Origin of the sequence: Burkholderia sp. USMB20 (assembly GCF_000949135.2) — a bacterium.
Taxonomy (GTDB): domain Bacteria; phylum Pseudomonadota; class Gammaproteobacteria; order Burkholderiales; family Burkholderiaceae; genus Burkholderia.
In genome coordinates, this window is sequence record NZ_JTAN02000021.1 from 832542 (window position 1) to 857037 (window position 24496).

A 24496-nucleotide genomic window follows, 5' to 3' on the forward strand; every position below is an offset into this window, starting at 1 on the left:
CCACTTACGTCGGAAATTTGCAAAATGGTCATCGCTACCGATGAGCAAATTTCATATTCGGCAATATCGCCTTTGTTCAGAGCTGATCCATTTCGTCGAATTATTGCCAATCCTATTTAAATAAGACATTTAAAGCTTGTCCCATTCGGGCCACACATGATTGTTTGTTCGAAACCCATCGTGTATCAATAGCGTTGTCGCAAAACGAAATAGCGTCGCTAATTTTCAAATCGGAATAAGTGCATTGCCAGCGATTCCGGATGGAGGTTGCAATGTCTTCCTCGTTTGAACAGCATGGTCGCCGGCTCCTCGGCATTGTCGTATCCGCGCTCTGCATTCATGCCGCGGCCCAAACTCCGAACCAGGCCCCGACACCCTCGTCCGATACCGGCTCCGGGCGATACGTGATTTCGTACGTCTGCGGCGACGCGCGAATCGACGGTACGGCGCCGCTTCCCCCCGATGGCCGGCCGTACAACCTCGGTGTGTCGTTCGTATCGGGCGCCACCGGGCAACCGCTGTCGAACGTGCAGGTGCGGCTGCGACGGCATGGACGCGTCCTCGTCGAATTCAACGCGACGGGTTCGCGCTGTCTGTTCAGCGTGCCCGATGCAAGTTACCGGGTCGAAGGGACCTATCAGGGAGCGACCCAGTTCGCGGTGGTCGAAACCGGCGCACTCACCACGCAGTTGCGGTGGTGAACGTCAGTCGAATCCGCGCGCCGAGGGCGCGCACCCGCGTCATGCACTGCAATCCATCGACAGGAGAATCGAATGACTCGTGCAGAGCGACCGGACGGCGCGCCCGTCCGTCAGCCGAAGCCCTCCTGGGGACCGGGAAAGAATGCGGCGCTCAGCATCGTTGCATTTGCCGCGATCTTCGGCGCCTTCGCCTACGTCGAGCGAGACGTGGGGGGCAGCCATGCAACCGTGACGCACGACATCGCCGGCCTGATCGGCACCACCGTCGGGAAGTATCGCCAGGCCATCGTGGCCGCGACGGCCGACGCCTCCCGCGCGGCGTCGACGGCCGCGCAGGCCGAGCCGGTGACGCCTTCCGTACCGGGTACGCCGTTTGCGTCGGCAATGCCTGCCGGGTCGGCCGCGACCGCCCCGGCCGTGCCGCCACCACCGACCGCCCGCTCCGCCGCGAAACACGCGCGCCCCGCGCATGTGCCGACCACGACGCTCGCGGCCGGCGCACACGCCGCATCGGCCAGTGCTCGCGCGGCACGCCCCGCTGACACGCACCGGACGTCGCGTTCGCAGGCGCTGGCACGCGCGAGACAACACCCCGAGCCCACGCCGACACGGCAACCGCAATCGGATATCGCCGACACGACGCACATGCAGACCACCAGCGTCACGCGCGACGAGATGGAAGGCGCCCGCGCCCTCGCCAGGGCGCGCTGGTGCGCACGGATCGACGAATGGACCTGCGTCGAGCACAACGCGAGCCGGGCCCTCGCCATCGACCCGAAGAACAGCGAATCGCGCGCGCTGCTTGGACAAGCGATCCGCAACCGCCTGTGAAGCGGCCGGACGCTGCCGGGCCTCACTGTCCGGCAGCACGACGACCGGCGACGCGCGTCGTCGGGCGTGCAACCGATGTGATCGTTTCAGAGTGAGGAGACATCGTGGCTAACAATCGTCAACAACAATGCACCACCGTCGCTCCGCCCAACCGGCGGATCCTCCTGCACGCGCCCCTGCTGTTGCTGCTCATCGCGTCCGGCTCCTGTCTTGCCGCCGAAGGCGACGCGGAACCGGGCAGCGCGAGGGAAGTCGCAGGCACCCACGGCGCGCCGGATGCGCTGCCGCCCGGCATGCAGCCGACGGAGGCGTCGATGCGGCTCGCCCAGGGCCCGGACGCCCTGCCCCCGCATGCGCCGACGCCGATCGCGCAGGCATCGGACGCATCGATGCAGATCGCGCAGGCGTCGAACCCGCAGCCGCAGGCGATGCCGACCACGGTCGTGGTGGAGCCGGACGCGGCGCAGCCGAGTGAACCGGCGCCGGACGCGCGATCGTCGGATGCGCAGGCGCAGCAGCTTGCCCAGGCGCCCGACATCGCGTCGCCGAATACGTCAGCGCCAGCCGCGCAATCGTCGGACGCTTCAATCCAGCTTGCCCAGGCACCCGACACCGCGCCGCCGAACACATCGGCTCCAGCCGCGCAATCGTCGGATGCTTCAATCCCGCTTGCCCAGGCACCCGGCACCGCGCCGCCGAATACATCGGCACCGGCCGCGCAATCGTCGGATGCTTCAATCCCGCTTGCCCAGGCACCCGACACCGCGCCGCCGAATACATCGGCTCCAGCCGCGCAATCGTCGGATGCTCCAATGCCGCTTACCCAGGCGCCCGACACCGCGCCGCCGAATACATCGGCTCCGGCTGCGCAATCGTCGGACGCTCCAATGCCGCTTGCCCAGGCGCCCGACACCGTGCCGCCGAATGCATCGACACCGGTCGCGCATGCATCGGACGCGCCGACCCAGCCCGCACCGGCCGCTGCCGCCGCATCGCCGAATGCTGCGACGACAGCGACGACACCGACGCAAACCGCGCAGGCATCCGGCACCCCCATGCCGACCTCGCCTGCGCCGGTGACCCAGACGCCCGGCGCTCAGCCGCCGTCCTCGCAGGCACCGAATTCGCAGACGCCCGGCGCCCAGCTACCCGGCGAATCGATCCAGCGATCGCAAGGCCCCGACGTCCAGACACCGAATGCCCAGATACCGAATCTCCGTACCGCCGATGTCGCGACCGTGCGCAACGACGTGTTCGGCCTCGCGGCGAGCGGCGGCGCGATCCAGGCGCTCGAGGAAGCGAAGGCACGGCCCGATGCGTTCTCGGCCGTCGACGTCGCGCAGCTGGAAGAGCTGTCGATACGCCAGCAGGTGCGCGGCGGACGCGACAAGTCGCGCTCGATGACGAGTCCGGACCGCTTCGACGGGATCGACAACGCGCTGCGCGCGGCCGACGACCTCGACAAGCGGATGCCGGCCACGCCCGACTATGCGCCGGTCAGGACGGCGCTCGCGGGCGACCGCACGGTCGCCCTCGCGGCACGCGGCGACATGAAGCCGGCCGTCGCGACGTTCGAGACGATCCCGTCCAATGCGGAGATCTCGATCGACGCGCTGGCGGCGGTTGGCGACGCCTACCTGTACCTGAGCGAACCGGCCAAGGCGAACGGCGTGTACCAGCGTGCGCTGAATCAGGCGACCGCGTCGCCTACGGACCGTGCGACCCGCGGCTTCCAGTACGGCGCACGCACGCGTCCGATCGAACTTCGCGAAGGGCTGTTCTGGTCGTATGTCGACCAGGCACGCGCGGCGGACGCGAAGCAGGTGCTCGACGACATGGGCAAGTCCCTGCCGCCGGTCAACGAAGTGCGCAACGTCGGTCCGGAAGAAAGCGACTATCTGCGCTACTACCGGCTGCGCGCGCAATACCTGATCTTCACGGGTCACACCGACGAGGGGATCGCCGCGCTGGAACAGCTCGAGAAGGAGGTGCCGTTCAACGCGGAGGTCCGTGCCGCGCACGCCGACGCGGTATCCGGCCAGTCGCATCCCCGCCAGGCGATCGCGATGTATCGCGCATCGCTGACCGACCACCCGGACAGCGTCGAGATGCTCGCCGGCCTCGGCCGCGCGGCGCTGACGGCAGACGACTACGCAACCGCGAAGAACGTCGACCAGACCCTCGACAACACGTTCCCGGACAGCGGCGCCGTGCGCAGCTTCAAGCGCGACTACAAGGCATACCGCAGCCCCGTGTTCACGACCGACCTGAGCTTCGAGCACGGCAACAGCGCACTGGCCGACAACAGCTTCACGTCGGACAGCTATGTGTATTCGCAACCGTTCGGCGACAACTGGCGCGTCTTCTCGCATACGTTCTTCGGCCACGCGCAAACCGATTCCGGCAGCGTCAGCCGCACGCGCACGGGCGTCGGCGGCGACTACCGGCACGGGCCGCTCACCGTGCAGGGCGAAGTCACGCGCTCGTTCGGCTCGGACGGCCGAACCGGCGGCCGCGGGTCGATCGCGTACGCGCTGAACGACTACTGGACGGTCAGCGCCGGCCTCGACAGCAACGACAACTCGCTGCCGTGGAAGGCGTATGCCGCGCATATCTGGGGCCGCTCCGCGAACGCGTCGGTCGTGTATCGCCAGAACGACCGCCGCGAGGTCAAGCTGAGCTACGGCGTGAGCCGCTACAGCGATTCGAACCTGCACCAGGAAATCGCGGCAACCGCCACGCAGCGTGTGTACACGTCCGCCAAACAGCTCGTCAACGTCTCGCTGGAACTCGGCACCGACAGCAACACGCGCAACGACGCGCCCTACTTCAGTCCGCGCCGCGACTATGCGGCCGCGGCGACCGTCATGCACCAGCTGACGCTGTGGAAGAAGGGCGACATGTCGCTGCAGCAGCGCGTCTCGGCGTCGGGCGGCGTGTACAACGAGCGCGGCTTCGGCAGCAGCCCGCTGTGGAGCGCGCGTCTCGAGCACGCGTGGACGTTCAAGCACGACATCACGCTGAGCTATGGCGTCGAGGTCAGCAGCCACGCGTACGACGGCCAGCGCGAGCGCTCCGAAACCGGCTTCCTGTCGCTCAACCTGCCGTTCTAGCAAGGAGATCGCGCAATGCAAACCAGACGGACCTTCATGTGCGGATGCCTCGGCACGTTCACCGCCTGTTCGCTGTTCCCGGGTGTGACGAACGCCAAGATGATCGACCTGCTGCCGCCATCCGATCCGGCCGACGGCAAGACGTTTCGCGTCATCTGCCTGCATGACGTGCGCGACAACCTGATGGAGTCGTTCAAGCCCCCGTCGGCGCTGGTCGATCCGTTCGCGGTCGATACCGGCACGCTGACCGCGATCTTCTCGTGGCTGCAGACCAACAACTACCACACCATCACGGTCAAGCAGATCGAGGCATCCCGGCACGGCGGCAAGCCGCTGCCGCCGCGCGCCGTGCTGCTCACGTTCGACGACGGCTTTCGCAGCCACTACACGAAAGTGCTGCCGCTGCTCGAGCGCTTCAAGTATCCGGCCGTGATGGGCATCGTCACCGCGTGGATCGATGCACCGCCGAATGTGCCGATCCGCATCAGCGACAAGGTCCAGGTGCCGCGCGACTACTTCCTGTCGTGGGACGAGGTGAAGAAGCTCGGCCAGTCGGACCTCGTCGAGCTCGGCTGCCATACCCACAACCTCCATCACGGCGCGATCGCGAATCCGCAAGGCAACGAGTTGCCGGCGACCACGTCGCACCTCTACCTGCAAGACCAGAAACGCTATGAAACCGACGCCGAATTCCACGCACGCGTGCACGACGACCTGCAGACGTGCGTGCGCCAGATCCGCGAACACACGGGCATCGTTGCTCGCTCGATGGTGTGGCCATACGGCGCGGAAAACCAGCCCGTGCGCCAGATATCGACGTCGCTCGGCATGGACATCCAGTTCAGCCTCGATGCCGGCCCGAATACGCCGGACGTGCCGCTGGACCGGCTGAGACGGATCCTGATGATGTACGACGTCGACATCGGCGGGTTCGAACGCTCGATGCGCGAGCCGGCCTCCAACCGCGGCGACGTCGACGTGCCCGAGCGCACCGTGCAGGTCGATCTCGACCAGGTCTACGATCCGGATCCCGCGCGGCAGGAAGCGAATCTCGGCAAGCTGATCGAACGCATCTACCGGATGCAGCCGAAATCGGTGTACCTGCAGGCGTATGCCGATCCGAAAGGCACGGGCGTGGCCGAAGCGGTGTATTTCCCGAACCGGCACCTGCCGATGCGCGCCGACCTGTTCTCGCGCGCCGCGTGGCAGCTCAACACGCGCTCCAACGTGCAGGTGTACGCGTGGATGCCGGTGCTCGCGTTCCGGCCGCCGCCGGACAAGCAACGCGGGCTCGAGGCCGTCAGCGCATTCGGCGGCGCGCCGGCCCGCGAAAACGGCACGCGCGTGTTCCGGCTGAGCCCGTTCGATCCGGAGGCGCGGCTGATGATCCAGCAGATCTACGAGGATCTCAGCAAGCACGCGTCGTTCAGCGGCATCCTGTTCAGCGACGACGCCGTGCTCGACGACTACGAGGATGCGGGCCGGCATGCGCTGCGCACCTATTCGCAGTGGGGGTTGCCGGCCGACGTCGGCAAGATCCGCGAAAATCCCGACCTGTTGAAACGCTGGACGCGCCAGAAGTCGCGCTACCTGATCGACCTGACCCGCCAGCTCGAACAGATCGTGCTGGCCCACCAGAACGTGGGCGACGTGCTGACCGCGCGCAACATCTACGCGCTGCCGGTGCTCAAGCCCGAATCGGAAGCGTGGTACGCGCAGAACTACGACGATTTCCTCGCCACCTACGACTACGTCGCGCTGATGGCGATGCCGTACATGGAGCAGGCGAAGGATCCCGAGGGCTGGCTGGACCAGCTCGTGCGGGCCGTCCGCGCCAAGCAGCGCGGGCTGCAGCGCACCGTGTTCGAACTGCAGTCGTACGACTGGCGCGCGCAGAAGCCGGTGCCGGCCGGCACGCTGCTTGCGCAGATGCGACGACTGCGCAGCGAGGGCGCCGTGAATTTCGGCTACTACCCGGACAACTTCCTGAACGGCCAGCCGGAACTCGACGCGATGCGCGACGTGATGTCGCTGAAGTCGCGCCTCGATCCGACCTCCATCAACGCGCTGATGCAGATGCAGCATGCACAGGGGACCAAGACGCCATGACCACCCACGGCATCATCCAGCGCCTGCAGGACTTCGTCTTCTACTATCCGTTCTTCATGTCGTATCTGTGGATGATCGGCGGCGTCGTCCATTATTTCCTGCTCGAGGAAGGCCGCGAGCTGTCGACGCGCACGATCGCCGCGAGCGGCATCCCGAAGATCTCGATCGTCGTGCCGTGCTTCAACGAGGCCGCCAACGCACGCAGCGTGATCCGCCACCTCAACGCGATGGACTACCCGAACTACGACATCATCGCGGTCAACGACGGCAGCCGGGACCGCACGGGCGACATCCTCAACGAGCTGGCCGTCGAGATCCCGCGGCTGCTCGTCATCCATCACGCGCGCAACGAAGGCAAGGCGGTCGGGCTCACCACCGCGGCGGCGGTATCGAACGCGGAATACCTGCTCTGCATCGACGGCGATGCGCTGCTCGCGCATGACGCGATCGGCTGGATGCTCGAGCACTTCCTGACCGACCCGGGCGTCGGCGCGGTCACCGGCAACCCGCGCATCCGCACGCGCACGTCGCTGCTGGGACGCATGCAGGTCGGCGAATTCTCGTCGATCGTCGGCCTGATCAAGCGCACGCAGCAGGTGTACGGCCGCATCTTCACGGTGTCGGGCGTGATCACGATGTTCCGCAAGACCGCGCTCGCCGACGTCGGCTACTGGAGCTCGGACATGCTGACCGAGGACATCGACATCAGCTGGAAGCTGCAGTGCCGCGACTGGCGCGTCGTGTACGAGCCGCACGCGCTCAGCTGGATCCTGATGCCCGAGACGCTGAAGGGTCTCTACCGGCAGCGATTGCGCTGGGCGAAAGGCGGCATCCAGGTGCTGATCAAGTACGCGGGCACGCTCGCGCGGCCGACCCAGATGATGATGTGGCCGCTGTTCGTCGAGTACCTGATCGGCATCACGTGGGCCTACTCGATGTCGTTCATCCTGCTGCTCGCGCTCGTCGACGTCGTCTACCCGCTTCCGCCCGACTGGCATGTGTCCGTGGTGCCGCACTGGCACGGGATGCTGCTGGTCGCGACCTGCATCCTGCAGCTGATCATCGGCAGCATGATCGATCGTCGTTACGACGAAAAACTCCTGATGTATTTCCTTGACACCGTCTGGTACCCCGTCGCGTTCTGGCTGATCAGCATGATCACCACCGTCGTCGCCCTGCCCGCCGTCGTACTGCGGGGCCGCGGCAAGCGCGCCGTCTGGGTCAGTCCCGACCGAGGCATTCAACATGAAGAACGCGCCGATTATTGACCTTTCCCTGCGCGCGCCGCGCGAAATGATCGCCGAGCGCGGCGTCGTCGTCGGGCCCGTGCTCGTCGCATGGTTCCGCCTCGTGCGGCCCGCGCTGGTCGGAGGAGTATGGGCATCGATCTGCATCTACACGTACCGCTACCTGCTGCCGTTCAACGAGGCCGAGATGCCAATCGAGCAGATCGTGTTCTACGTGACGAGCATCGCGCTGATCGCCGGCACGATCGTCACGTGGCTGATCGCGGGACGCGTCGTGCATCCGCTCGCGTACCGGTTGCGCGTGTCGAAGATGCTGCGGCGCTCGGCCAGCGTGAAGATGCGCTCGGTGCCGCCGACCGCGCTCGCGGGTGCCCGCCGGCGCGGCGCGCGGCGCACGACGCGCATTCTCGTCGCGTCGCACGATGCGAACGGCTCGATCTCGGGCATCGAATGGATCGCGCATGCGGGACCGCAGCCCCGCGAGTAGGTCACCGGCGCCGTGCCGCAACGCACTGCGCACCACGCACGCCGCATGACGCGACGGCGCTCCTGAAATCGTCCTGGCGCGCGTCGCGCGCCGGCCGGAAAACTTCCTGTAGACGAGGTGAATCATGTGCGGAATCGTCGGAGCAAGCGGCCTGAAAAATCAGGTCCCGCAACTGGTCAATGCACTGAGCCGGCTCGAATATCGCGGCTACGATTCGTGCGGCATCGCCGTGCTGCGTGACGGCTGCCTGCGCAGCGAACGCACGTTGCGGCGCGTGGCAGACTTGCAGGACCGCGTGCTGACGCTCGGTCTCGAAGCGCAGACGTGCATCGCGCACACACGCTGGGCAACGCACGGCGCACCGTCGGAAATGAACGCGCACCCGATCATGTCGGGCGACACGATCGCGGTCGTGCACAACGGCATCATCGAAAACCACGATGCGCTGCGCGCCGAACTGCGGGAGCGCGGCTATACGTTTCGCGGCGAGACCGACACCGAGGTGATCGCACACCTGATCCACAGCATGTATCGCGACGACCTGTTCGACGCGGTGATTCGCGCCGTCAAGCGGCTGCACGGCGCGTACGCGATCGCCGTGCTGAGCGCACGCGAGCCGCAGCGGCTCGTCGCCGCGCGCGCGGGCTCGCCGCTCGTGATCGGCATCGCGCGGACCAGAACTATCTCGCGTCCGATTGCGCGGCACTCGGCGACCTGACCGACCGTTTCGTCTACCTGGAAGACGGTGACGTCGCGCTGATCACGCCGGAGCGGATCGCCGTGGTCGACTCGGTCGGGAGCGAAGCACAGCGTCCGCTGTGCCTCGTCAAGGCGCGCGACGACGACGCCGCGCTCGGCCCGTACCAGCACTTCATGCAGAAGGAGATCTTCGAACAGCCGAAGGCGATCGCCGCCACGATCGACGGCATCGACACGGTCTCGCCCGCGCTGTTCGGCGGCAGCGACAGCACGCGTGCGCTGCTGTCGAAGACCCGAAGCGTGCTGCTGCTCGGCTGCGGCACCAGCTACTACGCGGGCCTGACCGCGAAATACTGGCTCGAGGGCATCGCGGGCATCCCGGCGCAGGTCGAGATCGCGAGCGAATACCGCTATCGCGATACCGTGCCCGATCCGCGCACGCTCGTCGTCGGCATTTCGCAGTCCGGCGAGACCGCCGACACGATCGGCGCGATCGAGCGCGCGCGCGCGATGGGCCAGGACATGTCGATGGCGATCTGCAACGTGGCGACGAGTTCGATCGCGCGCAGCGCGCCGCTCAGCTTCCTGACACGCGCCGGCATCGAGCTCGGCGTCGCGTCGACCAAGGCGTTCACGACCCAGCTCGTCGCGCTGTTCCTGCTGACGCTCGCGCTCGCGCAGCAGCGCGGCCGGCTCGACGCCGCGCAGGTCGCGACGCACCTGAAGCAGCTGCACGAACTGCCGGACCGCATCGGTCACGCACTCGCGCTGGAAACGCAGATCATGGGCTGGGCCGCGAAGTTCGCGCGCACCGAGAACGCGCTGTTCCTCGGGCGCGGCATTCACTATCCGATCGCGCTCGAAGGCGCGCTGAAGCTCAAGGAAGTGTCGTACATCCATGCGGAAGGCTACCCGGCCGGCGAACTGAAGCATGGCCCGCTCGCGCTCGTCACGAGCGCGATGCCGGTCGTCACGATCGCGCCGGACGACCGCCTGTTCCAGAAGCTGAAGTCCAACATGGCCGAGGTGCGCGCGCGCGGCGGACGGCTGTACGTGCTCGCCGGCCATCATCTCGAGATCGACGCCGACCGCGACACGCACCTGATCCGCGTGCGCGAATCGGGCGACGCGCTGTCGCCGATCGTCAATGTGATCCCGTTGCAGCTGCTCGCGTATCACGTCGGCTGCGCGCGCGGCGCCGACGTCGACAAGCCGCGCAATCTCGCGAAATCGGTCACCGTCGAATGATGCGGCGGCCGGTCGCGGCCCAAGTCGCCACCGCGCGCCCGCATGCGTTCGGGCGCGCCGCCGCGTGGCGCGTCGCGACCGTGCTCTGCGGCGCGTGCTGCGCGTTCGCCGCGCCGTCGCGCGCGTTTGCCGGCGCGCCGGTCGTGCACACCGTCACCGTGGAGGCGCCGGCGTCACCTCAGTCGCCGCAGGAGCGCGGCGACCCGCGGCGCTTCATGCACGGGATCGGCGTGGCCGACGCCGGCGACGGCCGGCGCTGGGTGTTCTTCAGCAGCTCGGGCATCGTGCCGCGCGGCGCGCTGCGCAACGGCGACTGGCCGCATGACGTGTACGTCGGCGAATGGCTGCCGGGCAAGCCGCGCCTGCTGCGCGTCCATACGTTCATCAGCCGCCCGGAAGCGCAGGAGCCCGTGTCGATCGCGCAGAACCCGCGCGGCGACATCTTCGTCACGTTCGAGGACGGCTGGAACACGCCGCAGGTGGTCAGCCAGCGATACGGCGTCTATCGGCGCGACCTGAAGCCGGTCAAGCCCTACCCGAACGACGTCGAAGCAGGCGGCCACTCGGGCCACGTCGCCGCGGTGAGCGAACGCTTCGTCGTGTTCTATTCCGCCGACTGGATCGACGGCGGCGGCGTCGACAACCTCGGCACCGGCAACGGCGTCTACGTGAAAACCTACGATGCCGAAGGACGCGTGATGAACCATGTGCCGGTCGCGCCGCACCGCCGCGAATGGTGGCCCGTGGTCGCAGGTTCGCCGCGGCGCGCGCTGCTGGTCTGGCAAAAATACATCGAGGGCAGCACGGACGCGACGCTCGAATACGCGATGTTCGATCCGGTCACGGCGAAACTCGACATGCTCGGGCCGCTGAACGGCACGATCCAGTACTACGTCTATTCGTCCGCGTATGTGCCGGCGGTCGACCGCTTCGTCGTCGTCACGACGACCGCGGACAATCGCGGCGTCGCGATGCTGATCGACCCGGACGGCCGTCGTCTGGCCACGCTCGACTGCCTGCCGGCGTCGGTGCGCGAGGCCGGGATCGGTGTCGACGGCACGCATGCCTACGTGCCGATCCGCGACGGGCGGCTGCTGACCCTCGCGCTTTCGCCGACGGGCATGTCGGTGAGCGGCGTGCAGCGTTCGCCGATTCCGTGGGGCTCGACCGGCATCGCCGGGTTCCCCGCACGCGGCGGGACGATGCATTTCGTGTCGCTGACGCCGTCCGGCGCACGCGAAGCGGATTTCGACACGACGCGGGAAACGCCGTTGCCGAAGGCCGACGCGCAGTGTTCGACGCATTGACGGCAACCCGGCACGTCGATCCGGCCCGACGCGCTCGATCCGGGCGTTCGCGCCTTTGCCCGAATCGCGCAGTGCGATCCCCCCGCGCGTATCGGCCGCACCCGGTCGTCACCCGGTAGTCGGACTTGCAGCGGCAGCCCGGCCCGCTTCCTCGTGCCGCCCCCGCTCCCGCGCCGAAGTCGCCAGCGCCGCCCGTACCGGATAGACTGTCGCCCGATTCCATCCCTCGGCCGCGGCGCTCGCCTTTCTGCCGCCGCCGGAACGCCCCCACGGAGAACGAATGCTGAAGCGCCGGTGGTTTTCGCTGTTGCTGCTGACGGTGTGCCTGATCGCGACGCGCGCGTCCGCCCAGGGCTCGCTCGAACTCGAAACCGACGGCACGCCTCGCGTCCTGACGCGCCAGGCGCTCCTCGCGCGCGCCGACGCGACGGACATCCGCGTGCCGCGCGACATCGCGTACGGCCGGCCGATGACGTTCCGCGCGGTACCGTTCGCCGCGCTGCTCGGCGACACGCCGCTGCCGGCGGACGGCGTGCTCGAAACGCGCGCGGCCGACGGTTTCGCCGCGCAACTGCCGCTGGATCTCGCGCGCCGCCGTGCGCCGGCCGGCGCCGTCGCGTGGCTCGCGATCGAGGACCCCGCGCACCCGTGGCCGAAGCTGCCGGGCAAGCAGGTCAGCGCGGGGCCGTTCTATCTCGTGTGGCTCGGGCCGGACGCGTCGTCGGTGCGCGGCGAGCAGTGGCCGTATCAGATCGTGCGCATCACGATCGAATCGTCGCCGCTCGCGCGCTGGCCGTCGCTCGCCGTCGATCCGGCGTTGCCGGCGGACGATGCGGCCCGGGCGGGCCAGCGGCTGTTCGTCACGCAATGCCTCGCGTGCCACCGCGTCGACGGCGCGGGCAGCAGCCAGGCCGGCCCCGACCTGAACACGCCGATGAATCCGGTCGACTACTTCCAGCCCGCCGCGCTGCGCCGCTACATCCGCAACCCGGCATCGGTGCGCGACTGGCCGGGCCGCGCGATGCCGGCGTTCCCGCCCGATCAGTTGAGCGACCGGGAACTCGACCAGATCGTCGCGTACCTCGCGTACATGGCGCGGCGCAAGGCCGGCAAGTAAGCCGCGCCCGTCAGGGGCGCGTTACGCGCCCGGTTCCTGCGCGCTTTGCAGCACTGCACGCAGCAGCACGTCGGCGCCCGCCGCCGACCATTCCGGCGTGATCGCCTCGGCTTCGTTGTGGCTCAGCCCGTCGACGCACGGCACGAAGATCATGCCGGTCGGCGCGACGCGCGCGACGTAGCACGCGTCGTGGCCCGCGCCGGACACGATGTCCATGTGCGACAGCCCGAGCGCCTGCGCCGCATCGCGCACCGCGTCGATGCAGCGCGGCGCGAACGGCACCGGCGGGTACGTGAAGATCTGCTCGATCTGCGCGCCGAGCCCGGCGTCGGCCGCGACGCGCGCCAGTTCCGCACGCAGCGCCGCGTCGAGTTCGTCGAGCACCGCATCGTCCGGATGGCGAAACTCGACCGTGAAGAAACAGCCGCCGGGCACCGTGTTACGCGAATTCGGCCGCGCCTCGATCATCCCGACCGTCGCGCGCGCATGCGGCGCATGGCGGCGGCCGAGCGCATCCACGAATTCGATCATTCGCGCGGAACCCACCAGCGTGTCGCGCCGGAATTCCATCGGCGTCGTGCCCGCGTGCGCGTCGACGCCCGTGAGCGTCACCTCGTACCAGCGCTGCCCCTGCCCGGCCGTCACGACGCCGATCGTCCGGCCCGCGCGTTCGAGAATCGCACCCTGCTCGATATGCAGTTCGTACGCGGCATGCACCGGATAGCCGCCGACGGGTTCGGCGCCCGCGTAGCCGATCCGCGCGAGTTCCTCGCCGATCGTCCTGCCCGCGCCGTCGGTGCGCGACAGCCCGTATTCGAGCGAATAGACGCCCGAGAACACGCCGGCCGAGATCATCGCCGGCGCGAAGCGCGAACCTTCCTCGTTGGTCCAGATCACGACGTCGATCGGGCGCTCGGTCTCGATGCCCGCGTCGTTCAGCGCGCGCACGACCTCGAGGCCGCCGAGCACGCCGTAGATGCCGTCGTAACGGCCGCCCGTCGGCTGCGAATCGGCGTGCGAGCCGGTCATCACCGGCGCGGCGTCGGGATTGCGGCCCGCGCGGCGCGCGAACACGTTGCCCATCCGGTCCACCCGCACCGTGCAGCCGGCATCGCGTGCCCACTGCACGAACAGGTCGCGCGACTCGCGGTCGAGGTCGGTCAGCGCGAGACGGCAGACGCCGCCCTTCGGCGTCGCGCCGATCTGCGCCATGCGTTCGAGCGATGCCCACAGGCGCGCGCCGTCGACGCGCGGTGCGGTCGCGAGGTCGTCACGCATTGCCGGCCTCCGGGGTGTCGTCGCGCGGCGCCGCCTGCAGCGCATAGCGGAAATCGCAGCGCTTGCCGCCCTGCATGATCGTGCTCGTGCGCGTCAGCGCGATGCGCGGGTCGTAACCCTCGATGAAGTAGCTGTCGCGCGCGCAGCTCAGCAGGTGGCCGATCTCGCCGAGCCCCATCGCGTGATACATCTCCGCGTAGCTGCAGCGATGCACGTCGTAGTCGTAGTGCGTGTCGTCCGCGCGGCGCACCTCGACGTCGAGCGCATCGTCCTTCTCCCACAGCACCTGCAGCGCGATGAACGACTGCACGCTCGTGCCGTCGGGCTCCTGCGCGGCGAACGTGCGGCCCGCGTCGACGGCCGCGCCGCGCACGGCCTCCGCGATCACGGCCTGCGCGCGCTCGGTGCCGAATTCGCGCTTCATGATCTCGTAGATCGGCTTGATGATTTCCGCTTCGATGCGGCGCCGCGCGAGGATGCCGAGGCGCGTGTCCTCGGGTGCCGCCGCGGATGCGTGGGTGGTGTCGGTCATGGGGTTCGTCTCCGTCCTTATTTCGTTGCCGGGTGCGCGCCGCCGAGCACGTCGACGACGGTCCACTTGCCGCCGCGCACCTGGTAGATCGTGAATGCCGGGTCCTTCAGGTTGCCTTCGCCGTCGAACGCGACCCGGCCGGTCACGCCGGGCCGGTCGATCGCGCGCACGGCCGCGACCAGCTTCGCCGGCTGCGTCGTGCCGGCCTTTTGCGCGGCCGCGATCAGCGTGGCCGCCGCGTCGTACGCGAACGGCGCATGCAGTTCGATCGGCGCGTTGAAGCGGGCGCGGTACTGGGCGTCGAACGCCTTGCCGCCCGGCATCCGGTCGAGCGGCAGGCCCGGTTCGAGCGCCGTCACGCCGTCGCCGTCCTTGCCCGCGAGCGACAGGAAGGTCTGGCTCACGAAGCCGCCGGCGCCGAGCAGCGGCGCGTTCACACCGAGCTGGCGCATCCGGCGCGCGATCGGCGCGGCCTGCGCGTCGAGCCCGCCGAAGAACACGAGATCCGCGCGCTTGCCCTTGACCGCGGTCAGCACGCCGCTGAAGTCGGTCGTCTTGTCGTTCACGTACTGGCGATCGACGATCGTGCCGCCGTTCGCCTGCACGCCCTTGATGAACTGGTCGGCGAGGCCTGCACCGAACGACGTGCGATCGTCGATCACCGCGATGCGTTGCGCCTTCAGCGTCTTCACCGCGTAGGCGCCGGTGAAATTGCCGCCCGCATCGTCGTGACCCATGATGCGGAACGCCGTCGCGTAGCCCTGCTGCGTGTATTGGTGGCCGGTGGACGCCGGCGCGATCTGCGCAATGCCCGCATCGCGGTAGACGCGCGACGCCGGCACGCTGCAACCCGTGTTCCAGTGGCCGACGACGCCGATCACATGCTGGTCGACGAGCTGCTGCGCGACCGCGACGGCCGTGCGCGGGTCGGATTGATCGTCGGCCGCGACGAGCTTGTAGACGACCGGCTTGCCGCCGATGCTCGGATGTTTCGCGTTCGCGTCGTCGATCGCGAGTTGCGCGCCGTTCTGCAGATCCTTGCCGATCCGCGCCGACGGGCCGGTGAGCGGCGCGGCGAGACCGATCAGGATCGTCTGCGGTGCGGACTGCGCGAAGGCGGGAACGGCGGCGATCAGCGCGGCCGCGGAGAATGCGAAGCTGGCGGGAAGAAAGGCGATTTTCATGTGCGGGGCTCGGAGATTCGAATCAAAACATGAAAAATATTAAATATTCGGCACTCTCACCCCAAATATTCAATTGTTGGATGCTTATGCCATTCCCGACACAATAGCGCAATAGCCTGTAAATAAAGGATATTTTTACGTTGTCGCTTACCCTGATTTTTCGATAAAATTCGACACATGAAAAATATCGAACAATTGCCGCACGATCCGCCGTTACGCGCCGTCCGCGCGTTCGAGGCATTCGCGCGTCTCGGGTCGGTCACCGCGGCCGCGCACGAGCTCGACATCACGCCGTCCGCGGTCAGCCACCAGTTGCAGCTGCTCGAGGCGTTCATCCAGACGCCGCTGACCGTGCGCGAAGGCCGGCTGCTCGCGCTCACCGACGAGGGGCGCGACTACTACCGCTCGATAAGCGCCGCGTTCTCGGTGCTGCGCAGCGCGACGCGCTTCGTGCGCGACCGGTCGTCGCTGCGACAGATCACGATCAGCCTGATTCCGCTGCTCGGCATCGGCTGGTTCATCCCGCGGCTGCATGCGTTCCTCGCCGAGAACACCGACGTCGACGTGACCGTGCTGTACGCGCATCACCGCAACTATCGAAGCGACGCGTCCGACCTGTCGATCCGCTTCGGCACCGGCGACTGGCCCGGCTACCGCTGCGAGCGGCTGCTGCCGGGCGCGATGGTGCCGATGTGCAGCCCGTCGTTCCTGAAGCGCCACGGGCCGTTCCGCACGCCGGCCGATCTCGCGCAGGCGCCGCTCGTGCACGACGAGGATCGCAGCACCTGGGTCAACTGGCTGCAAGGCGCCGGCGTGCGGCACGTGTCGCATGCGGTGGGGCCGATGTTCGAGGACGGGCAACTGACGCTGAGCGCGGCGCGCGCGGATCTCGGCGCGGCGCTGCTGCGCGCGCCGCTGGTCGAGCGCGAACTGGCCAGCGGCGAACTCGTGAAGCTGTTCGACCACGCGCTCGACGACGGGCGCGACTACTACCTGTGCACGCGCGAGGATGCGGACATGCCGGACGGGGCGAGACGGCTCGCCGACTGGCTGAGGAAGATCGCCGCCTGAGCCGCCGTTGCGCCGCCTGCCGGCGCAACGGCGCGCTTGCCGGGCAAGTCGGTGACTTGCGGACGTCCGCACGCGTATATATGATATGCATATCATATATCGGAGGTTGCGATGAGCCGTATCCTGATCGATCTGTCGAATGGCCAGCTCGACGAACTGGCCGCCATCGTCGAGACTGAGCAACGCCCTCGCGCCGCGATCATTCGCGACGCGATTGACGCGTATATCGCGCAACACAAGCGCGCGCATGCCGATCACGTATTCGGCCTGTGGAAGGATCGCGCGGTCGACGGGCTCACCTATCAGGAGGCATTGCGTTCGGAATGGTAAAAGCACACATCGACACTCAAAGCGCGGCCGGGTATCCGGGCCGCGCGCTCCCGGCCGACGCCTGCCTCGTGCAGGTGCAGCAACGGCCGCCCCATGCCCACACCGTGTTCGGCCTGTGGAAAGATCGCGCGGTCGACGGGCTCGCCTGGCAGGAGGCACTGCGTTCGGAATGGTAAGAGCCCTCTTCGATACCAACATCCTGATCGACTATCTCGGCGGCGCGGAGTCCGCGCGCGCGGAGCTGGCCCGCTACGACTACCGGGCGATCAGCATGGTGACCTGGATGGAAGTCATGGTCGGCGCGACGGCTCGCGACGATGCGGCAATTCGCGCATGGCTTTCGTCGTTCGACATCATCCCGCTCGACAGCATGGTGGCGAACCGCGCCGTAACGATTCGCAAGGAACGTCGCATTCGTCTGCCCGATGCGATCGTCTGGGCATCGGCGCAAGTGAACGGCCTGTTGCTCGTATCGCGCAACACGAAGGATTTTCCCGTCACCGACCCGGGCGTCCGCGCGCCGTATCAGATCTAGCGCGAGCGGCGTCCGTCATGCGTGGCGGACATCCGCGCGTCCCGCCGTCGCCGCGCGTCACACCGCCCGCCCCCATCCGCGCTCGGCCGCATAGGCGACCGTCGCGCGCGCCAGCTCGTTCGTGCTGTCGACCAATGCAAACGGCGCATCGCGCACCGCCCGCGCGGCGATCGGGATTTCCGTGCAGCCCATCACCGCGACGCCCACGTCCCGTCGCGCCAGCGTCGCGAGCGCGCGCGACAGGCACCGCACCGACGCATCGATCTTCCCCGCCTTGACCGCCGCGATGCACGCGGCGATGTCGCGCTGCGCGGCCACGTCCGGCATTACGGGTTCGAAGCCGCGCGCACGCAGCGCCGCCTGGTAGAAGCCCGACACCAGCGTGCCGCCCGTGGCGAGCACGGCGACGCGCCGCACGCCGGCCGGCAACGCGGCCACCGACGCATCGACGATATGCAGGATCGGCGCCGCGCTGCGTTCGCGCAGCGGCGCATACCAGTGATGCGCCGAATTGCACGGGATCGCAATCACGTCGACACCGCAGCGGTTCAGCAGCGCGACGCCATCGAGCAGCGCCGGCAGCGGATCGGGCCCGCCGTCGATGATCGCGCGCGAACGATCGGGCGTCTGCGTCAGGTTCGCGACGACCATCGGCAGGTGCTCCTGGTCGCAGCGCGCACGCGTCAGGCGCATCACGCGATGCATGAAGTCGACCGTGGCCAGCGGCCCCATTCCGCCCAGTACGCCGACGAGCGCCATGACGTCTCCTTCACGCGCGCCGTGGCCGCGCGCAGATCGCGGATACGACGGCCGAGTTGCCGATCACCAGCAACAGCGTCCGCAACATCTCGCAGAACGGATCGACCGCCACGAACAGCACGAACGCGGCCTCGAACGGCAGGTGCAGCGCCGCGCACACCATGCCGGCGAGCGACACCGTCACGACGCCCGACGTGCCCGTCGACGCGAACCCGGCCAGCACCGACGCGACCAGCACGACGCACAGCTCGCCGGGGCCGAGCGACCGCTCGTAGAGTTGCGCGACGAACAGCGTCGCACTCGCGTAATAGACCATCGGCCCGACGCGCAGCAGCGACACGGCGAGCGGCACGACCAGCTCGACGCGCGCGCGGGCGAAGCCGAAGCCGTCGGCCAGGCACTCGATCATGCTCGGCATGCAGGCCACGCTGCTGCGCGTGGCGAGCGCCATCGCGAACGGCGTGCGCAAGCCGGCGAGCGTCCCGGCCAGCGTCGCGCCCGAGCGCTTCCAGATCACGACGATCGCCGCCGCGATCAGCACGAGCGCGACGACCGCGAACGCGGCGACGAAGCGGACCATCGCCTCGAGCGGCCCGAACCCCGACGTGCCGATCTGCGCGGCGCCGCCGCAGAACAGCACGATCGGCGTCGGATACGCGAGCCAGTGCATGATCTTCTGGCACGTGCAATAGACGGTCTCCAGCGTCTGGCTCAGCGCCGCCGAGATGCTGGGCGGCACGCGCCCCGACGCGAACCCGAAGAACAGCGAGAACACCAGCGCCTTCAGCGTGTCGCCGCTCGCGAGCGCCGCGAAGAAGTTGCCGGGCACCAGCGCGATCAGCATGTCGGCGAGGCCCGACGTCTTCTCCGCGGGATCGCTGCCGTACAGCGTCATCACGGTATCGCTCGCCGCGCCGTCGCTGCCGACCAGCGCGCCGAACGCCTTCAGCGTCGCGGTCGACAGGTGCTCGCCCGGCCGCATCGCGACCAGCACGACCGCGCCGACCGCCACGACGAACACCGACACGCAGCTGAAGATCGTGATCACGCGCAGCACGAGATCCGACGCGTTGCCGTCGCGCAGCAGCCGCTGCAGGCTGAAGATCACGGCGGCCGTCATGAACGGCAGCGCCGTCATCTTGAGCAGGCCGACGTACACCTGGCCCACGTAGTCGAATTGCGGTGCGGCCGCCGGCCACAACACGCCCGCCATGATGCCGAGCGCGAGGCTGCCGAAGACCGTCAACGGATGGATCGCGAGCGCATGCAGCCGCTCGATGCGTGGTGTGATCCTGATGTTCTCGTTCATGTTCATGTCAGTGACCCATCGCATCGAGCAGGGATTTCACGTCGAGCCGCTTGTTGCGCTCGGCCAGGAACTGGTTGACGAACGCAAGCAGCGTCGGCATGGACACCGGCACGCCGACGGCAAGCGCGTCGGTGAGGTCGTCGAAGGTCGCGACGCGCAGCCGGATCGGCGCGGTCGGGTCGTCCTGCATCACGCGCTTGATCGCGAGCTCGTCGCGATACACGGCCGTGACCGCGCCGGCGTTCAGTGCGTCGAGCGTCGCCGGCCAGCTCGGATAGGTGCGCACCCGCGCGGCCGGAAAATCGTTGCGCGCGTATTCGGCGTAGGCGGACCCCGCGACGACGCCGATCGTGCCGCGATAGTCGCGCACGACTTCGGGCAGCGGCCGCCCTTTCGCGAGTTCGGCGAAGCCGACGCGGTTGATCAGCAGCGCGCGCCGCAGGCTGATGTACGGCGTGCTGAAGCGCACCACCTGCGCCCGCGGCAACGTACGCGACAGCTTGCTGATCGCGACGTCGGCCTGCCCGGTCGCGAGCAGATGCACGACGTCGTCGAACGTGCGCGCATCGCGGTCGAACTGCACCGGCACGCCGAGCTTTTTGGCGAGCTCGTCGGCGAGGTCGATGTCGACGCCCGCCAATGCGCCGTTGCGCGACATGAAGAACGGCGGCTGATCGACGCCGAGCACCGCGACGACGAGCGTGCCGCGCGTGACGATGCGGGCGAACTCCGGCGCGAGCAGCCGGCCGTCGGGCATCTGCACGAGCCCGGTCGCCGTGGTGGCGGGTGCCGTCACCGCTGCGGGCGCCGCCGGCGCGGACGCATCGAGGGCCAGCGCCGGCGCGGCGCACGACACGGTCACGAGTACGCAGGCCGCACGGCGCAAGGGCCGATGCAGGCATCGCCGCTCGGGGACGAACTCGCGGAACCAGGCAAGCAGCGCGCACGCGGCGCGTCCGGAAAAGAGGTTCATGGCGGCAGTGGGACGGGGAGTATCGAACGACCGCGCGGCCGTTCGTGCAGAACGGGCGCCGGACCCTTGCGCGGGGCGCGGCACCGTCGCCCGGCGCCGCGCCCTCCCGCACGCCCAATGTGTCAGAAGCGCCTTCCGGCCGAAATCCGCCGGAAGGCCCGGCCCGGATGGCACGGGACGCCCGGACGGGCCGCCGCGACGGGGCCGGATGCAGATAGAAATTCGCGATGCCGCGGATTGAAACAAGCAATTTCACAAACCAAGGGTGAACCCGGATACTGGCAACACTTCATCAACACCCAAGCAAAGGAACCCGCAAGATGCCGATCATCAACACCCAAATCAAACCGTTCAAGGCAACCGCATACCACAACGGCGATTTCGTGCCCGTGACCGAAGAGAACTTCAAGGGCAAGTGGTCCGTCGTCGTGTTCTACCCGGCCGACTTCACGTTCGTCTGCCCGACCGAGCTGGGCGACCTCGCCGACCGCTACGCGGAATTCCAGAAGCTGGGTGTCGAAATCTACGGCGTGTCGACCGATACGCACTTCACGCACAAGGCCTGGCACGACACGTCGGACACGATCGGCAAGATCAAGTACCCGATGATCGGCGACCCGACGCTCACGCTGTCGCGCAACTTCGACGTGCTGATCGAAGAAGAAGGGATGGCGCTGCGCGGCACGTTCGTGATCAACCCGGAAGGCGAGATCAAGCTGTGCGAAATCCACGACAACGGCATCGGCCGCGACGCCGGCGAACTGCTGCGCAAGGTGCAGGCTGCGCAATACATCGCGGCGCACCCGGGTGAAGTGTGCCCGGCCAAGTGGACGCCGGGTGCGGAAACGCTGACCCCGTCGCTCGACCTGATCGGCAAGATCTAAGGGTCGCCCGGCGCCTCGCTCGAGGCGCCCAGGAAGCACCCAGCCGGGCCGCTGCCTCGCGCGGCGGCCCGCACCCTCCTCCGGCACGACGTGCCCGAGCAGCCAAATCAATACGGAATCCGAAACGCCATGCTCGACGCCAATCTCAAGAACCAACTGAAAGCGTACCTCGAAAAGATCACGCGCCCGATCGAACTCGTCGCGTCGCTCAACGACAGCGCGAAATCGCAGGAACTGCTTGCGCTGCTGAACGAGATTGCGTCGCTGACGTCGCGCGTGACCGTGACCGAACGCCGCGACGATGTCGAGCGCAAGCCGTCGTTCTCGATCGGCGAACCCGGCAAGCCGGCCGGCATCCGCTTCGCCGGCATCCCGATGGGCCATGAATTCACGTCGCTCGTGCTCGCGCTGCTGCAGACGGGCGGCCATCCGGTCAAGCTCGACGACGACGTGATCGAACAGATCCGCGCGCTCGACGGCGACTACACGTTCGAGACGTATTTCTCGCTGTCGTGCCAGAACTGCCCGGAAGTCGTGCAGGCGCTGAACGTGATGTCGCTGATCAACCCGCGCATCCGCCACGTCGCGATCGACGGCGCGCTGTTCCAGAACGAAGTCGATGCGCGCCAGATCATGGCCGTGCCCACGATGTTCCTGAACGGCGAATCGTTCGGCCAGGGCCGCAGCAGCGTGAAGGAAATCCTCGCGAAGCTCGACACGGGTGCCGGCGAGCGCGCCGCGAAGTCGCTCGAGAACAAGCCGGTGTTCGACACGCTGATCGTCGGCGGCGGCCCGGCCGGTGCGGCCGCGGCAATCTACTCGGCGCGCAAGGGCATCGCGACGGGCGTCGTCGCCGAGCGTTTCGGCGGCCAGGTGCTCGACACGATGGCGATCGAGAACTTCGTGTCGGTGCAGGAAACCGAAGGGCCGAAGTTCGCCGCGGCGCTCGAGCAGCACGTGAAGCAGTACGACGTCGACATCATGGACGTGCAGCGCGCCGACGCGCTGATTCCGGGCGACGTGCATCAGATCCGCCTGGCGAACGGCGCGGTGCTGAAGGCGAAGACGATCGTCCTCGCGACCGGCGCGCGCTGGCGCGAAATCAACGTGCCGGGCGAGCGCGAATACCGCAACCGCGGAGTCGCGTACTGCCCGCACTGCGACGGCCCGCTGTTCAAGGGCAAGCGCGTCGCGGTGGTCGGCGGCGGCAACTCGGGCGTCGAGGCCGCGATCGACCTGGCCGGCATCGTGAAGGCCGTCACGCTGATCGAATTCGGTGCGCAACTGCGCGCGGACGAAGTGCTGCAGCGCAAGCTGCGCAGCCTGCCGAACGTGACGATCGTCACGCAGGCGCAGACGACCGAGCTGACCGGCGACGGCAGCAAGCTGAACGGGCTCGTCTACAAGGATCTGCGTTCGGGCGAAACGAAGCGGGTCGATCTCGAAGGCGTGTTCGTGCAGATCGGCCTCGTGCCGAACACCGAGTGGCTGAAGGGCACGGTCGAACTGTCGAAGCACGGCGAGATCGTCGTCGATGCGCGCGGTGCGACGTCGGTGCCGGGCGTATTCGCCGCCGGCGACGTGACGACGGTGCCGTTCAAGCAGATCGTGATCGCGGTGGGCGAAGGCGCGAAGGCATCGCTCGGCGCGTTCGATCACCTGATCCGGCAGGACGCGACGCCGGCTACTGCCGACGCGCCGCAGGCCGAAGAAGCGATCGCCGCGTAACGCGCGACGCACCGCACAGGTTCGTCTCTCTTGGCCCCGCATGCCCTGGTCGGCGTGCGGGGCTCTTTTTCATCCGGTGCGGAGCAGCACGGCGCGCGCGCTGCGGCGCCCTGCTCACTGGGTCGCGCCGGGCCCGGCGTTCGCCGGTGCAGGCGCCTTGATATTGCTCGACTGCCTGACCAATTGGTCGGTCATCGCGGCAGCGACCGAATTCGCCCCCGCCGACGTGTGCTGCCGATCGCGGCTCGGCGTCGCCACGTATTGCGGCGCCGGCAACGACGGATCCAGCTTCGCCGATTCACGCACGAGCGCAGCGGTTTCCGGGGTTTCGGATTTCATGGCGGACGGTGCTGCCGCGTGTCGCTCGAGCCCGTCGCGTTTGCGCGCCGCGTGCTGCGGAGGCTGATACGCCGCCTGCTGGCTCGGCCGGCTTGCCTGCGCGGCCTGGGCCGGCGGCGCCGATTGCGTCGATTGCGCCGGCTGGGCCGATTGCGCTGCTTGTATCGGCGCTTGTACAGGTTGCGCGGGCTTGGCCTTCGGCGGGGTCGCATCCTCCGGCTCGACCGTCACGACGTGGACGGTCGGTGGCGGAGCACTCGGTTTCACCGGTTTCGCCGGTGCGGCGATGACCGGCGCGACGGCAGCGGAGGCCGGTGCCGCATTCGTACGCGCAGCGGCCGCGGCAGGCGGCGCTACGGCCGCTGGTTGCGGCACCGCCTCGTCCACATGCGCGGACGGGACGGCGACGGGCGCGGGCGGCGCGATCGTGCCTTGTGCGGTGTGACCGTCGTTCGCCGCGGTCACGGCGGCGGCAGGTGCTGCGGCATCGCCGATGCCGGCTTCCGCGATCGCGCGGTGGTCCGCACGCAGGAGCATCACGTAGCCGCTGCCTGCCGCGGCAACCAGCAAACCGCCGGCGATCATCAATGTCTTACGGGTACGAGTCATGCTTGCTCACCGATCCAATCGACGTGAACAAGCCATGATACGCGCGCGTTCGCGCATGATCCCGCACGAATACAATTGGTTGCATTGACGTCGACCCCAAGAGCGC

At 68.1% G+C, this 24496-nt stretch carries 21 protein-coding genes and 1 pseudogene; 15 read left to right on the plus strand and 7 right to left on the minus strand.

What is annotated here, in order from left to right; translation table 11 throughout:
- The first annotated feature begins 272 nt into the window (after positions 1 to 272).
- The 9 genes and pseudogenes from PL79_RS33985 to PL79_RS34025 all read left to right on the plus strand — a co-directional run bounded on the left by PL79_RS33985 (position 273) and on the right by PL79_RS34025 (position 12859).
- Complete coding sequence (locus tag PL79_RS33985) at positions 273 to 701, plus strand: hypothetical protein (protein WP_044843971.1); 429 nt, start codon at positions 273 to 275, stop codon at positions 699 to 701.
- A gap of 72 nt (positions 702 to 773) precedes the next feature.
- Entirely contained in the window at positions 774 to 1532 is a 759-nt protein-coding gene (locus tag PL79_RS33990) for a hypothetical protein (RefSeq protein ID WP_044843970.1), read from the plus strand.
- 104 nt (positions 1533 to 1636) lie between these two features.
- Positions 1637 to 4645, plus strand: a complete 3009-nt coding sequence (gene pgaA / locus PL79_RS33995) for a poly-beta-1,6 N-acetyl-D-glucosamine export porin PgaA (protein WP_044843969.1) — start codon at positions 1637 to 1639, stop codon at positions 4643 to 4645.
- Between the two features lie 15 nt (positions 4646 to 4660).
- Complete coding sequence (gene pgaB, locus PL79_RS34000) at positions 4661 to 6754, plus strand: poly-beta-1,6-N-acetyl-D-glucosamine N-deacetylase PgaB (RefSeq protein ID WP_044843968.1); 2094 nt, start codon at positions 4661 to 4663, stop codon at positions 6752 to 6754.
- Positions 6751 to 8022 carry a poly-beta-1,6-N-acetyl-D-glucosamine synthase gene (gene pgaC, locus PL79_RS34005; RefSeq protein ID WP_044843967.1) on the plus strand — a complete coding sequence of 424 codons (1272 nt, stop codon included), beginning with the start codon at positions 6751 to 6753 and terminating at the stop codon, positions 8020 to 8022. Before pgaB ends, pgaC begins: the two co-directional genes overlap by 4 nt.
- Positions 8000 to 8488, plus strand: coding sequence for a hypothetical protein (locus tag PL79_RS34010; RefSeq protein ID WP_044843966.1), 489 nt, complete (start codon positions 8000 to 8002; stop codon positions 8486 to 8488). Before pgaC ends, PL79_RS34010 begins: the two co-directional genes overlap by 23 nt.
- A 124-nt stretch (positions 8489 to 8612) precedes the next feature.
- Positions 8613 to 10435 (plus strand): annotated as a pseudogene (gene glmS, locus PL79_RS34015) (glutamine--fructose-6-phosphate transaminase (isomerizing)).
- Positions 10435 to 11742, plus strand: a complete 1308-nt coding sequence (locus PL79_RS34020; protein ID WP_082088455.1) for a hypothetical protein — start codon at positions 10435 to 10437, stop codon at positions 11740 to 11742. The pseudogene glmS and the gene PL79_RS34020 overlap by 1 nt, the downstream one beginning before the upstream one ends.
- 280 nt (positions 11743 to 12022) lie before the next feature.
- Positions 12023 to 12859 carry a c-type cytochrome gene (locus PL79_RS34025; protein ID WP_044843963.1) on the plus strand — a complete coding sequence of 279 codons (837 nt, stop codon included), beginning with the start codon at positions 12023 to 12025 and terminating at the stop codon, positions 12857 to 12859.
- Positions 12860 to 12880: 21 nt separating this feature from the next.
- On the opposite strand, the gene PL79_RS34030 is transcribed toward PL79_RS34025, so the two are convergent.
- Genes PL79_RS34030 through PL79_RS34040 form a run of 3 tightly spaced genes read right to left on the minus strand, consistent with a single transcriptional unit; the run spans position 12881 to position 15853 of the window.
- Positions 12881 to 14137, minus strand: a complete 1257-nt coding sequence (locus tag PL79_RS34030; RefSeq protein WP_044843962.1) for a Zn-dependent hydrolase — start codon at positions 14135 to 14137, stop codon at positions 12881 to 12883.
- On the minus strand, positions 14130 to 14669 hold the full coding sequence (locus PL79_RS34035; RefSeq protein ID WP_044843961.1) for an L-2-amino-thiazoline-4-carboxylic acid hydrolase: 540 nt from the start codon (positions 14667 to 14669) through the stop codon (positions 14130 to 14132). The genes PL79_RS34030 and PL79_RS34035 overlap by 8 nt, the downstream gene beginning before the upstream one ends.
- A 17-nt stretch (positions 14670 to 14686) precedes the next feature.
- Positions 14687 to 15853, minus strand: coding sequence for a branched-chain amino acid ABC transporter substrate-binding protein (locus tag PL79_RS34040; protein WP_044843960.1), 1167 nt, complete (start codon positions 15851 to 15853; stop codon positions 14687 to 14689).
- A gap of 177 nt (positions 15854 to 16030) precedes the next feature.
- Between PL79_RS34040 and PL79_RS34045 the strand changes: the two genes are divergently transcribed.
- The 4 genes from PL79_RS34045 to PL79_RS34060 all read left to right on the plus strand — a co-directional run bounded on the left by PL79_RS34045 (position 16031) and on the right by PL79_RS34060 (position 17789).
- Positions 16031 to 16924, plus strand: coding sequence for a LysR substrate-binding domain-containing protein (locus PL79_RS34045; RefSeq protein WP_044843959.1), 894 nt, complete (start codon positions 16031 to 16033; stop codon positions 16922 to 16924).
- 111 nt (positions 16925 to 17035) lie between these two features.
- Positions 17036 to 17254 carry a ribbon-helix-helix protein, CopG family gene (locus PL79_RS34050; protein WP_044843958.1) on the plus strand — a complete coding sequence of 73 codons (219 nt, stop codon included), beginning with the start codon at positions 17036 to 17038 and terminating at the stop codon, positions 17252 to 17254.
- Positions 17248 to 17430, plus strand: a complete 183-nt coding sequence (locus tag PL79_RS34055) for a hypothetical protein (RefSeq protein WP_044843957.1) — start codon at positions 17248 to 17250, stop codon at positions 17428 to 17430. Before PL79_RS34050 ends, PL79_RS34055 begins: the two co-directional genes overlap by 7 nt.
- On the plus strand, positions 17424 to 17789 hold the full coding sequence (locus tag PL79_RS34060; RefSeq protein WP_044843956.1) for a type II toxin-antitoxin system VapC family toxin: 366 nt from the start codon (positions 17424 to 17426) through the stop codon (positions 17787 to 17789). Before PL79_RS34055 ends, PL79_RS34060 begins: the two co-directional genes overlap by 7 nt.
- A 57-nt stretch (positions 17790 to 17846) precedes the next feature.
- Here the strand turns inward: PL79_RS34060 and PL79_RS34065 are convergent, their stop codons facing one another.
- Genes PL79_RS34065 through PL79_RS34075 form a run of 3 tightly spaced genes read right to left on the minus strand, consistent with a single transcriptional unit; the run spans position 17847 to position 20830 of the window.
- Positions 17847 to 18548: an aspartate/glutamate racemase family protein gene (locus tag PL79_RS34065; RefSeq protein ID WP_044843955.1), complete on the minus strand. Its 702-nt coding sequence runs from the start codon at positions 18546 to 18548 to the stop codon at positions 17847 to 17849.
- Between the two features lie 10 nt (positions 18549 to 18558).
- Entirely contained in the window at positions 18559 to 19863 is a 1305-nt protein-coding gene (locus tag PL79_RS34070) for a dicarboxylate/amino acid:cation symporter (RefSeq protein WP_044843954.1), read from the minus strand.
- Position 19864: 1 nt separating this feature from the next.
- Positions 19865 to 20830, minus strand: a complete 966-nt coding sequence (locus tag PL79_RS34075) for an ABC transporter substrate-binding protein (protein ID WP_044843953.1) — start codon at positions 20828 to 20830, stop codon at positions 19865 to 19867.
- Between the two features lie 320 nt (positions 20831 to 21150).
- Here PL79_RS34075 and ahpC point away from each other — a divergent pair, with 320 nt between their 5' ends.
- Both ahpC and ahpF read left to right on the plus strand, forming a co-directional pair.
- Entirely contained in the window at positions 21151 to 21714 is a 564-nt protein-coding gene (ahpC, locus tag PL79_RS34080; RefSeq protein WP_006750178.1) for an alkyl hydroperoxide reductase subunit C, read from the plus strand.
- A 129-nt stretch (positions 21715 to 21843) separates the two neighbouring features.
- On the plus strand, positions 21844 to 23442 hold the full coding sequence (gene ahpF, locus PL79_RS34085) for an alkyl hydroperoxide reductase subunit F (protein ID WP_044843952.1): 1599 nt from the start codon (positions 21844 to 21846) through the stop codon (positions 23440 to 23442).
- A gap of 114 nt (positions 23443 to 23556) precedes the next feature.
- Here ahpF and PL79_RS34090 read toward each other — a convergent pair whose 3' ends face one another.
- Positions 23557 to 24390, minus strand: coding sequence for a hypothetical protein (locus tag PL79_RS34090; protein ID WP_044843951.1), 834 nt, complete (start codon positions 24388 to 24390; stop codon positions 23557 to 23559).
- Between the last annotated feature and the right edge of the window lie 106 nt (positions 24391 to 24496).

Bases quoted from the DNA above. Each gene is read 5' to 3' on its own strand.
- PL79_RS34075 (WP_044843953.1), bottom strand. From the start codon at position 20,830: ATGAACCTCTTTTCCGGACGCGCCGCGTGCGCGCTGCTTGCCTGGTTC.
- PL79_RS34020 (WP_082088455.1), top strand. From the start codon at position 10,435: ATGCGGCGGCCGGTCGCGGCCCAAGTCGCCACCGCGCGCCCGCATGCG.
- PL79_RS34065 (WP_044843955.1), bottom strand. From the start codon at position 18,548: ATGGCGCTCGTCGGCGTACTGGGCGGAATGGGGCCGCTGGCCACGGTC.
- PL79_RS34030 (WP_044843962.1), bottom strand. From the start codon at position 14,137: ATGCGTGACGACCTCGCGACCGCACCGCGCGTCGACGGCGCGCGCCTG.
- PL79_RS34050 (WP_044843958.1), top strand. From the start codon at position 17,036: ATGAGCCGTATCCTGATCGATCTGTCGAATGGCCAGCTCGACGAACTG.
- PL79_RS34045 (WP_044843959.1), top strand. From the start codon at position 16,031: ATGAAAAATATCGAACAATTGCCGCACGATCCGCCGTTACGCGCCGTC.
- PL79_RS34010 (WP_044843966.1), top strand. From the start codon at position 8,000: ATGAAGAACGCGCCGATTATTGACCTTTCCCTGCGCGCGCCGCGCGAA.
- PL79_RS34025 (WP_044843963.1), top strand. From the start codon at position 12,023: ATGCTGAAGCGCCGGTGGTTTTCGCTGTTGCTGCTGACGGTGTGCCTG.
- PL79_RS33990 (WP_044843970.1), top strand. From the start codon at position 774: ATGACTCGTGCAGAGCGACCGGACGGCGCGCCCGTCCGTCAGCCGAAG.
- ahpF (WP_044843952.1), top strand. From the start codon at position 21,844: ATGCTCGACGCCAATCTCAAGAACCAACTGAAAGCGTACCTCGAAAAG.
- PL79_RS34060 (WP_044843956.1), top strand. From the start codon at position 17,424: ATGGTAAGAGCCCTCTTCGATACCAACATCCTGATCGACTATCTCGGC.
- PL79_RS33985 (WP_044843971.1), top strand. From the start codon at position 273: ATGTCTTCCTCGTTTGAACAGCATGGTCGCCGGCTCCTCGGCATTGTC.
- PL79_RS34035 (WP_044843961.1), bottom strand. From the start codon at position 14,669: ATGACCGACACCACCCACGCATCCGCGGCGGCACCCGAGGACACGCGC.
- PL79_RS34040 (WP_044843960.1), bottom strand. From the start codon at position 15,853: ATGAAAATCGCCTTTCTTCCCGCCAGCTTCGCATTCTCCGCGGCCGCG.
- ahpC (WP_006750178.1), top strand. From the start codon at position 21,151: ATGCCGATCATCAACACCCAAATCAAACCGTTCAAGGCAACCGCATAC.
- PL79_RS34070 (WP_044843954.1), bottom strand. From the start codon at position 19,863: ATGAACATGAACGAGAACATCAGGATCACACCACGCATCGAGCGGCTG.
- pgaB (WP_044843968.1), top strand. From the start codon at position 4,661: ATGCAAACCAGACGGACCTTCATGTGCGGATGCCTCGGCACGTTCACC.
- PL79_RS34055 (WP_044843957.1), top strand. From the start codon at position 17,248: ATGGTAAAAGCACACATCGACACTCAAAGCGCGGCCGGGTATCCGGGC.
- PL79_RS34090 (WP_044843951.1), bottom strand. From the start codon at position 24,390: ATGACTCGTACCCGTAAGACATTGATGATCGCCGGCGGTTTGCTGGTT.
- pgaC (WP_044843967.1), top strand. From the start codon at position 6,751: ATGACCACCCACGGCATCATCCAGCGCCTGCAGGACTTCGTCTTCTAC.